Genomic DNA, 11,302 nt, shown 5'->3' with positions numbered 1-11,302 from the left:
ACTGCATGTGTGGATAGTTATTGATAATGCCCTGTAAATCACCGCGTAGTCCATCGCGTAGCTGTAGGGGCGACTGGAAGGTCGCCCGCAACACAAACCATGCGAAAACACAGAATATCCCCGCCCGGGGATGCCGCCACATATACGTCATCAGCGGACGCAACGCGGGCGAGCTTCCACTCGCCCCTAAACTGCATGTGTGGATAGTTATTGATAATACCCTGTAAATCACCGCGTAGTCCATCGCGTAGCTGTAGGGGCGACTGGAAGGTCGCCCGCAACACAAACCATGCGAAAACACAGAATATCCCCGCCCGGGGATGCCGCCACATATACGTCATCGGCGGACGCAACGCGGGCGAGCTTCCACTCGCCCCTACATTGCCTGTATGGACAATCATTGATAATGCCCTGTAAATCACCGCGTAGCTGTAGGGGCGACTGGAAGGTCGCCCGCAACACAAACCATGCGAAAACACAGAATATCCCAGCCCGGGGATGCCGCCACATATACGTCATAAGCGGACGCAACGCGGGCGAGCTTCCACTCGCCCCTACACTGCATGTGTGGATAGTTATTGATAATGCCCTGTAAATCACCGCGTAGTCCATCGCGTAGCTGTAGGGGCGACTGGAAGGTCGCCCGCAACACAAACCATGCGAAAACACAGAATATCCCCGCCCGGGGATGCCGCCACATATACGTCATAAGCGGACGCAACGCGGGCGAGCTTCCACTCGCCCCTACACTGCATGTGTGGTGTTTTGGTGTAACGGCGTGGAGATTACCCGCGTTTCCGCATGGGATGCACCACACAATGTTTCCCCAAAGGGGATAATCTTTGTTTAGCCGTGGGTTGAGCGTAGCGATACCCACAGTATGTTTTGTGTATTGACGATGTTTCCCTAGGAATCATCCTGTATCAATCGTTTCGTCAAACCAATGTTACCATGGATTATCACATGTCAGGAAAATGCATGTTGTGTGTGTGTACGGTACAATCGTGGCGCAACAGCTACGTAGTATCCGCACAAAAAGAAAATGGGCTGCGGATGACGCAACCCATTTCTTCCACCATGCCTAAAAACATGGCATTGTCTTATTTTAGATTTCTACATTTATACGCTTCAAGTCTTTCTCTGCACTGGAAGAGCCTACCATGAGCTCATATGTGCCGGGGACAACACGCATTGTACCTGTCGTCTCATCCCAGTTTTCAAATCGCTCAAGCGGCATGTCGATTATCACCGTGCGCTTCTCACCGGGCTTCAGTGTCACCTTCTCATAGCCACGGAGGGTCTTGAGCGGACCGTTCACGTCAGCCACACGGCGCATATAGAGCTGAACCGTCTCGGCTCCCTCGCGGTCACCGGTATTTTCAATCTCAACCGACACCTTTCCATCGGCATACACAGGATTGCCATAACGGAAATCAGTATAGCTTAGACCGAATCCAAAGGGATATAACGGCTCGTTCAACAGATAGCGATAAGTGCGTCCGGTCATGCGATACTCATCAAATGGAGGAAGATCGGCGTCAGAGGCATAGAACGTGACGGGGAGTTTACCGGAAGGATTGTAATCACCAAATAGAATGTCGGCAATAGCGTGTCCGCCCTGTTCACCGGGATACCACGCCTCCACAATCGCATCACAAATCACACTTTCAGGAGCGAGCGCCACCGCGCTGCCGCTACAGTTGACAAACACAATCTTTTTGCCTGCCTTGTGGAGCGCCGCAAGTATGTCGCGCTGCACCTGAGGCAACTCGATGGATGTGCGGTCGCCATTGTCAAAGCCGGGATCGGTCACCTTTGCCTCCTCGCGTTCGAGTGCGGGAGAAATGCCGCCGAAATAAATAACTATGTCACTGCCCTCAGCGCTTTTCAATATATCATCAATCGATAGTTCACGATTGCGTACAATGTCAAAGTTAAGCGTAGCGTCATCAGCAAGCTGCATGTAATTGACCTCGACATCATAGCGTTTACCGGCTTCTACCGCAAGCGGCATCTGACGGAATCCGAGAGGATCGGTCTTCCAGCGGTTATGTATAGTGTCGCCGTTGATAATTATCCTCATTCCATCGTCATTGTTAAACACGATGTCAAGCGTCTCGTCGCGGTCAGCTACATAAGAGCCTTTTATCCTTGTCGTAAAATCAGTCAGCTCAACACCGGGCGCAAAAGCGGTGTTTCCACCGTTGTCAAGCTGTATAGGCGCCGTATAGTTGAGAGTCACGACAGGAGAGCCCGACATCTCGGTGTTGTTCCAATACACCGCTCTCATACCCGGCTTGCCGTCAACATCGGTTATCTTATCAAATATGCTCTCGCGCTCAGTCATCGCCGTGATAGTCGACCCCTTGCGGTAAGGCAGCTCGCCGACCTTTGCCTGCAAACCTTCGAGCATAGTCACTGTGTGAGCGGGTTGTCCGTAATATATACCCCACTGCATTGTGGAGTCGGCGGCATTCGGCCCCATCACCATAATGCGTGACGCGTCTTCCTTTTTAAGGGGAAGAATACCGTTGTTTTTGAGCAGCACGGTCTGTTCCTTCGCCATCTGCAAGGCGAGATCACGATTTGCCTTGCTTGCCACAACCGACTGCGGTATACGGGTCCATGACACCAGCGAGTCAGGGTCAAAATCACCGAGGTCAAAGCGCTCCTTGAGAAGACGGATCACACTCTTGTCAATATCAGCCTCCGATATGTCACCGCGCTTCACGGCGGCAGGCAAGGTCTTATAGATGGCGCCACACTCCACGTCGGTACCGCTTCTTACACCAAGTGCCGATGCACTCTCCGCATCGGCAGCGACTCCATGTCGGCCCGGAAGATAAAAGTCACGGATGGCGCCGCAGTCGCTCACGACAACCCCGTCAAAGCCCCAGTCATCACGAAGTATCGACTGAAGGAGCCTGTCAGAGCCACAGCATGCCTGCCCCTCAAACCGCTGATAGGCACACATCACCTGACGCACATTTCCTTCCTGCACAAGCACTTTGAAAGCCGGCAGATAAGTCTCCCACAGGTCGCGCGCCGGCAAATCCTCGATGTCAAAGCTATGACGGGTCTTTTCGGGTCCGCTATGCACGGCAAAATGCTTGGCACACGCTATCAGTTTATGATATTTTTCGGTAGTGTCACCCTGAAGAGCCTGAACGACACGGAGTCCCATGCGACCGTTCATGTAGGGGTCCTCCCCATAGGATTCCTGTCCGCGTCCCCATCTCGGATCACGGAAGATATTGACAGTAGGAGTCCAGAACGACAGACCCTTGTACTTGCCGACGCTGCCGTTGCGGCGCGCCTCGGTATTTTTAGCGCGTGCCTCGTCACTGATAGCGGTAAACACGTCGCCGATAAGGTCGTCATTGAATGACGCAGCCATACCGATACAGGAAGGAAACACTGTCGACAGTCCGTTTCTGCCTACACCGTGGAGAGCCTCGCTCCACCAGTCAAAAGCCGGTATGCCAAGACGTTCAATTCCCTTAGATCCGTTCATCATTATCGCGGCCTTTTCTTCAAGAGTAAGACGCGAGCATAAATCGGCAGCACGCTGTTCAGAACTCAACTCCGGATTTTTATACGGAAAGTCATTGGCAACGCCACATAAAGGGACAAGCCCGAGCAGCATTGTCTTAATCAGTCTTTTTGCATTCATGAAAAGTGATTTTGTTATGAAGGTATTAAAATTATCAGGGTTACTTTATTTTGCAAAGTTAAGAATCTTACTGACACGAAGCAAACCAACTAATAGATTTAGCTTAAACGGTCAAGAGCCGGAAGTCATCTCATATTTCAACTTCCACGTCGTTTTTTCTTCTATAAGCCTCTCTATCTTTTCATCTTTTTCCCTGAGATACTTTACAAGTTCCGCTATAGAATCCACCTCTATACCATCATTCTTATCACGGTTAATTTCCATCTCACCCTTGCCGGTAAGTACCCAAACGGGATTAAGCCACTCAAATGTTTGAACAAGATTTGACAAGAATTCAAATCCCGGCTTATTGCGTTTCAGGACACACACCGACCTAACGGTCTGGTCGCCAACTCCGATTTTACGTGCGAATGATGCTACGGTCAATCCTTCTCGGTCAATTATTTGATTGATTCTTTCAGCAATATCCATAATTAATCGTAAAAAAATCATGCATATATTTGTTTTAATCAAAAATATGTATGATATTTGCAGTGAATTTATTTGTTTACTACGATAAAAATACAAAAAATCGCTCCATCCGCAAAAGGGAGTTAACCTATTTTTAGAAAAAGTACATAGTTCATTTTTTTATTCTTATTTTAAACCAATATTATTATGAAGAAAAAGTTTCTCAAAGTAGCTTTATTTTCATTGATTATGGCGGCTCCGGCAACGACGTTTGTCAGTTGTTCGGATTATGATGATGACATCACCAACCTGACCAACAATGACGATAAGCTGCAGGATGAGTTCAACAACAAGCTCGACCAGCAAGCCAAGGCTGTAGACGCTAAGATTGAAGAGCTCAAAACAGCACAGGCGGCAATTGAAGCACAGGCAAAGCAGGCAGGAGAGGCTGCCGCAGCCGCTGCGACAAAGGCCGAGCAGGCTCAAAAGACCGGTGACGATGCACTCGCCCAGGCAATGGCGGCAAATGCCCAAGCTGAAGCAGCATTGAAGGCCGTCGCCGACGCCAAGGCAGAGGTGCTTGCCCAGACAATCGAACAGATGGAAGCCCTCAAGACTTCTATCGAGTCGCAGATTAATGAGCTGAAATCACAGTATGGCAAAGACTTCGAGGCAATCACCGCGGCTCTTAACAACTGTGCTACAAAGGGTGACATCACTGAACTTGAGCAGAAAATAGCTTCGCTCAACAACATGTCAACCGATGACGTCAACGCTCTTATCAAGCAGTATCTTACCAATGTAGGCATCAATGAGACTACAATAAGCGGTATCAACGGACGTCTTCAGGCAATCGATTCATCAATCGAGGCAATCAAGACCGACGTAGCCGATAACACTGCAAAACTTACCGAGATATGCGACCAGATAATCCCCGGCCTTAAAGAAGAGTTGACCGGTATTATCTCGGCTCTCGACACTCGTGTCACCGACCATATCGCAGCGTTCAACCAGTACAAGACTCAGGTTGACGCACAGTTGCTCGCTCTTAACAACTTCAAGGAGAATTACGAGACTCTTCTCGCAGGTCTTAGCGGACAACTCAGCGATCTTGACAGCAAGATTGACGGAGTGGCAAGTGACCTTGACGACCTGAAGGCTCTTGTTGAAGGCATGACCGGCGAGGACAGCGGCATCATCACTGAGCTGAGAGGCTCTGTTGAAGAACAGGCTGAAGCCATAGCTGCTATTAACAATAAGATTACCGGCATCCTGAACGACATCAAGGAAATCAACGGTAATCTTAACGTGCTCGCACAGCAAAATGCAAAGCGCCTGACAAGCATAACACTTGTCCCGACCGCATATCGCGAGGGCATCCCGACAATCGACTTCTTCACTGCAAGCTTCAAGCCGCTCGGCAAGCTTGACAAGGAGACCGGTCTTTACGCGGCTGCCGAAGCTGACGCCAAGGCTGTATCAATCAACAGCGAGAACGCAAAAGTGCTTTATCGCCTCAATCCCGCCGGCGTAACTCTCGAAGATATCGAGACCCCGAGCTTCGTACAGGTTATAGCTACCTCACGCTCAGGCAACGAGGCTGTGCTTGACGTAGTTGACTTCAAGAAGTCGGAGGAAGGCGAAGGAATCCTCGAGGTGTTTGCGAAGAAGAATGTTGACACTAATGTAGACAAGGCAGGTCCGGGCAACAGCTTCTACACCGTAGCACTCCGTGTGCCCATCGCAGCAAAGAATCTCTACACCTGGACTGAAGGTGAAGGCGACGAGAAGGTGACAAAGACTGAAGATCCTGCCGACGCAGTGGTATTCTCTGAGTATGCACGCATATCCGACACCTACTTCACTCCCGCTCTTACCGCGACTACTTCGCTTGAGACTCCCGAATATGCAGAAACCAACCTCCATGCATGGGCAAATATCGCTGCCGCTGACATCCTTACCGAGGTCAACTACAACAGCGTGACCGACCTTAGCGCATATGTGACCGGTTGCATGAACTACGACAACAAGCATGTAGTGATGAACGCCGATGACATGAAGATGTTTGGCTTCACAATCGAATATGCAGTATTCGGTCAGGAATACAAAGTAAACGGTGTGAACCAGCAGGTATATGCTTCTATAAGCAAAGATGGCAAACTCACTCCCGTCACTCCTGAAAATGGCAATATCCTTGACCGTCTCGGCAAGACTCCGGTTATCGAAGTTGTCATGAAAGACAAGGCAGGCAATGTAATCGCACAGGAATTTGTTAAAGTTAAATTGACTCTCGGTGACGCCAATACCAAGTTTACTATCACTTATCCTTCAGTTGAACTCAGCTGCAGCGCATTTGATGAAGTGGTTACATGGGACGCTATCAACAGCGAAATCATCAGCAAGCTTGGCTTTGCAATGACCAAAGAGCAGTTCGTTGCCACCTATGCGGCTACCGCACCCGCAGGAGTCATTGTCAACCTTAACGCTACCGGCGAGGAAGAAGACCAGCCTATCATCTGGACTGTAGGTGTTGCCGACATGATTCTCGGTGGTGAGGACTTGACTCTCAGCAAGGAAATCAAGTTTACCAATGCTGCCGGTCTATACCCCGACCTCACTCTGACTCTCAAGGTAACTGTTGAATGGCCGGCTAACCTGCCCTCACTCGGCAAGACTGTCCCCGCATTCTGGAACAACAACGTCATGCGTGTTCTCCCGCAAGCAATGCCTGTCGGTGGGTTCAACGGTTCAACCGCAACTTACGACACCAATATTCTTACCGGTCGTGTGGCACCTTATCTCAACAACCTGCTTGACTGCGCAACCTGGGACATCGTGTTCAAGACAGCACCCGCAGGATATGAGGTAGACGAGGATAACAGCTATGTAATCAACATTGACGCTGACCCCGCTGTTGTAGCCGCAAGACTATGGTATGGTAATGCCGACAAGGCTGAATTTGACCTTAACAAGGCTGACGCAAGCGACACCGAACTTGAGGCTAACTTCTTCATCGAGAACAATGCCGCAGGTATCGCAATGGTTGAAAATGAAATGACGGTAGGTCTCGGCTGGAACATACAGCTTAACGGCAACGCCGATAACATGTACAGCCTTAACAGCACATCTGTCAAGATCATCAAGCCGCTTCAGTCGCTTACAACAGCCGCTGTAGCTCCTCTAACCCAGAATTCTCAGGCTCAGACACGTAATCTTGCTGCCAACATGACTATCACCGATGCATTCGGCAACGAGTTCGTAGCCGGTACAGATTACTGGAAATATTATGGAATCACCAAGGTTGACTGGACTTCAGGCACACCGACTATTACCGACAATGGTGTTGACTACACTCCTCAGCAGATGAATTACCAGATCAACATAAGCGAGGCAGGTGTACTCACCTTCACCGGCAACGGTATCGCCATCCAGCATGACCTTACCCTTAACATTCCGGTGGTTGTAACCCACAAGTGGGGTAAGCTCAACCAGACTGTACACGTGACCATCAAACCGGGTCTATAATATCACGAGAAAGGTAAAGTAGCACTTTTACCGTATATGATAAGGGGAAAGAGCGCGACGTGAGTCGGGCTCTTTCATTTTTTATATAGTCTATCGGGTGAAATCTACAGCCGGGTGGCTAATACGATAAGAAGCATGATAAGTTCAGCAACACGGTTTATACGGATTGACTTCACCATGTCGGCAGTAGTAAGAAGACGTGGATTTTCTCCGATATAAGGCTTATAGACAGTCTCGCCGAAATAATCGTGGGAACCGCCGAAACGACAATCAAGAATGCCGGCAAGGGCGGCTTCAGGATAACCGGAATTAGGACTTGCGTGACACTTCCCGTAACGGATGACAAATGACAGCAATGAAAGCCGTCCGGAAGCCACGACCATAAGAAAAGCGGTTAAACGCGCCGGAATATAGTTGGCGGCATCGTCAATCTTAGCCGCCCATCTTCCATAATCACGGAAACGCTCGTTACGGTAGCCGGTCATAGAGTCAAGGGTATTTATCATCTTATAGGCGAGCATACCGGGGACACCAAGCAACATATACCAGAATAGCGGAGCAATGACACCGTCACTAAGATTCTCGGCAAGCGTCTCAAGGGCCGCCGTGCGTATCTCCTGAGCCGAAAGCATATTCGTGTCGCGTCCCACTATCCGGGCCACCTGGCGGCGTCCCTCTTCGACAGAACGGTCAACGGCGGCAAACACTCCCCTTACTTCGCGCACAAGAGTTGTGCCGGCAAGACAATAAAATATGATTACCGCCTCAAAGCAACATTTAACCCACTGATAAGGTGAAAGCATGTTTTCAATTAATAGTGTGACTAAATATACAGCGACAATCAACCCTACGGCTGACAGCGCGCCTTTCGCCACCCGATGAAGTCCCCGGTTTAGACGATGTTCAAGCCATGAGATGACCTTTCCGAAACCTACTATGGGGTGAGGAAGAGATGCGGGATCACCCGCCGCGAAATCAAGCGCCCACCCTGCAAGCAGGGGCGCCACTGCTAAAATGACATCCATTCTCTTATTGCTTTTATCAATAATTTATTGTCTTCACGCGACTGCGCGGCTACGCGTATATATCGGTTGTCGAGCCCGTGAAAATTTGATGCGTCGCGGATAAGTATGCCGTAACGCTCCACAAGCCACTCTTTAAGTTCAGGCGCACTTCCGCAAGGCAGACGGCAAAGCATGAAATTACAATCGGTCTCGGAAACCCACATGCCACACTCCATCAACTCCCCGCGTAACCTTAGAGCCTCTTCATGAAGTCGAGGGGCGTCGACTGTGGGAGTGCCTGTGTCAGTCATAAGATAGCGCGCCGCAACAATAGCAATCGCGTTAACCGACCACGGCATCCTGTATTGTCTTATCTTATCAAGAATAGCACTATCAGCTATCGCATAGCCTATACGCAATCCCGGGACAGAGTAGCGCTTGGTAAACGAGCCGAGCAACACGACATTGCCTGTGTCGACCGCCGTCCGCGGTGTCATCACAGGTTTTACGGCATAATCGGCATAGGCTCCGTCTATAACAAAAATCTTATCACAATGGGTGCCGGCGAGCCCTTGCACAGTATCGGCCGGCAAGACTTTTCCTGTCGGATTATTCGGATTACAGAGCCACACTACTCCGGCATCAGCCGATATTTCATCTATGCGTGCCGCATGATGTATCTTGTGCCCGTACATCCTGCACGCGTCCTCATATTCGCTGAATGTAGGAGACAATATATCTGATCCTTCATTCTGAAAAGCGTGCGCAATAAGATAAATAGCCTCGGTAGCGCCGTTGGTAACAATCACACATTCTGCCGGGACACCCTCGGTTGCAGCTATCATTGCTTCAAGCTCTCCGGGATAGGGCTCGGGGTAGGACCCTATCGCCTCCGGATGTAGGGCTATATGCTGCATGAGCTTGTCAAGATAGTCCACACGGCATATGTTGGAACTGAAATTATATTTCACTCTTGCGCCATACCGGTATATGTCGTCGCCGTGTCCATCAATCATCGCCGTTCATTATTCTATACACCGCATCAATATCTATATGCTTGCGAAGCGCCGCGGCAAGTGCGTCATACTGGCTCTCGCGCCACGACACATAATCCTGACCGCACTCACCATTGTCAGAAGCCTCCGAATACGGAGACAGAAGATAGTCGACAACACAGTCATTGTCGAGAATACCGTGGATATAACTGCCCATACAGCGGTTATCGACAATACAGCCCTCGGGACTACCGTCGCTCAGATGATTCAGCGGAGTAATACCGGGAGTCATTTCCGTGCGCCCCATATGTATCTCGTAACCCTTGCAGTTTTTATTTGATTCAAGGAAATTGAAGTCGACCTGACGTGTCACTTTATCGCCTGTCAACACAGTGCTTACAGGCAAAAGCCCGAGACCCTGCACGGTTATTGATTTTCCTTCCACACCCTGCGGGTCGCTTATCACGGTTCCCATAATCTGATAGCCTCCGCATATTCCGAATAATGTCTTTCCCGCATTACGGGCGTCATGGATTGCAGCGGCAAGCCCCGATTCGCGCAGAAAAGCCAGATCGTCAATAGTCGACTTAGTGCCGGGGATTATTACGATGTCGGCATTAAGCAGCTCTTCGGGCGATGTGGTATAATAGAGATTTACGCGTGAGTCTCTTTCAAGACGGTTGAAATCAGTAAAATTGGATATATGACGTAATTTTACCACCGCTGCGTTAATCTTGCCTGTGCCGCTCGACGATGACTTCCCTTCAAGAGCGACAGAGTCCTCTTCGTCAATGTGGATGTCATTAAGATAGGGCACAACTCCAAGTACGGGCACACCACAGATCTCTTCAATAATTTTTCTTCCCGAATCAAACAGACTGATGTCGCCCCTGAACTTGTTTATGATTACTCCCTTTATCAGCTTGCGGTCATAATCATCCTGAAGCATGATAGAGCCATAAAGACTGGCAAAGACTCCGCCGCGGTCAATGTCGGCGACAATGATAACACGCGCTCCGGCATAACGCGCCATAGACATGTTTACCAAATCCAGGTGACGAAGATTCAACTCGGCTATACTTCCCGCACCTTCAAGCACAATCGGGTTATAACGCGATGAGAGCCGGTCATAGGCCTTATGCACCTCGTCGGCAAGAAACTTCCGTCCATCCTGCCTGAAATAATCGCGCGCCGAAGTATTACCGATAGGTTTGCCGTTCAACACTACCTGCGATGTGCAATCACCCGTAGGCTTCAACAATAAAGGATTCATGTCAGTTTCACAGGCTATACCTGCAGCCTCTGCCTGAACAGCCTGAGCCCTGCCGATTTCAAAACCGTCGGGAGTGGCATAAGAATTCAATGCCATGTTCTGCGCCTTGAATGGAGCTGGGTTATATCCATCCTGCTTGAATATACGGCAAAGCCCGGTCACGATTATACTTTTCCCTACATCGCTGCCGGTGCCGGCAAACATTAAAGGTAACACAAGATAACTACTATTAAATTTGACTTTTCGTATGGGTAAAAAAAAAGAGGCTGCAAGGGTTGCTTGCAGCCTCGAAGGGGGCGGTTACCTACTCTCCCACTTTCGCAGTACCATCGGCGTGGCGGGGTTTAACTTCTCTGTTCGGAATGGGAAGAGGTGGAGCCCC

6 protein-coding genes and 1 rRNA gene are annotated in these 11,302 nt (G+C 49.7%); 1 reads left to right on the top strand and 6 read right to left on the bottom strand.

Annotated elements, in window-relative coordinates; translation table 11 throughout:
• Nucleotides 1-1,105: 1,105 nt before the first annotated feature.
• Both xyl3A and E4T81_RS15370 read right to left on the bottom strand, forming a co-directional pair.
• On the bottom strand, nucleotides 1,106-3,673 hold the full coding sequence (gene xyl3A, locus E4T81_RS15375) for a xylan 1,4-beta-xylosidase (RefSeq protein WP_135046125.1): 2,568 nt from the start codon (nucleotides 3,671-3,673) through the stop codon (nucleotides 1,106-1,108).
• Nucleotides 3,674-3,784: 111 nt separating this feature from the next.
• A complete protein-coding gene (locus E4T81_RS15370; protein WP_135046123.1) occupies nucleotides 3,785-4,144 on the bottom strand; it encodes a hypothetical protein in 360 nt (119 codons plus the stop codon).
• A gap of 186 nt (nucleotides 4,145-4,330) precedes the next feature.
• Between E4T81_RS15370 and E4T81_RS15365 the strand changes: the two genes are divergently transcribed.
• On the top strand, nucleotides 4,331-7,648 hold the full coding sequence (locus E4T81_RS15365; protein WP_135046121.1) for a hypothetical protein: 3,318 nt from the start codon (nucleotides 4,331-4,333) through the stop codon (nucleotides 7,646-7,648).
• Between the two features lie 104 nt (nucleotides 7,649-7,752).
• Here E4T81_RS15365 and cbiB read toward each other — a convergent pair whose 3' ends face one another.
• The 4 genes from cbiB to rrf form a co-directional block, all read right to left on the bottom strand.
• Nucleotides 7,753-8,673 carry an adenosylcobinamide-phosphate synthase CbiB gene (cbiB, locus tag E4T81_RS15360; protein WP_135046119.1) on the bottom strand — a complete coding sequence of 307 codons (921 nt, stop codon included), beginning with the start codon at nucleotides 8,671-8,673 and terminating at the stop codon, nucleotides 7,753-7,755.
• On the bottom strand, nucleotides 8,658-9,668 hold the full coding sequence (locus tag E4T81_RS15355; protein ID WP_135046117.1) for a threonine-phosphate decarboxylase: 1,011 nt from the start codon (nucleotides 9,666-9,668) through the stop codon (nucleotides 8,658-8,660). Before E4T81_RS15355 ends, cbiB begins: the two co-directional genes overlap by 16 nt.
• A complete protein-coding gene (locus E4T81_RS15350) occupies nucleotides 9,661-11,124 on the bottom strand; it encodes a cobyric acid synthase (RefSeq protein ID WP_135046127.1) in 1,464 nt (487 codons plus the stop codon). The genes E4T81_RS15355 and E4T81_RS15350 overlap by 8 nt, the downstream gene beginning before the upstream one ends.
• 87 nt (nucleotides 11,125-11,211) lie before the next feature.
• Nucleotides 11,212-11,302, bottom strand: a 5S ribosomal RNA gene (rrf, locus tag E4T81_RS15345); the annotation flags it as partial.

Origin of the sequence: Barnesiella sp. WM24, from assembly GCF_004570975.1 — a bacterium.
GTDB lineage: Bacteria > Bacteroidota > Bacteroidia > Bacteroidales > Muribaculaceae > Muribaculum.
The sequence above is the reverse complement of the archived record's forward strand: the minus strand, read 5'-3'. Positions and strand labels throughout refer to the sequence as shown.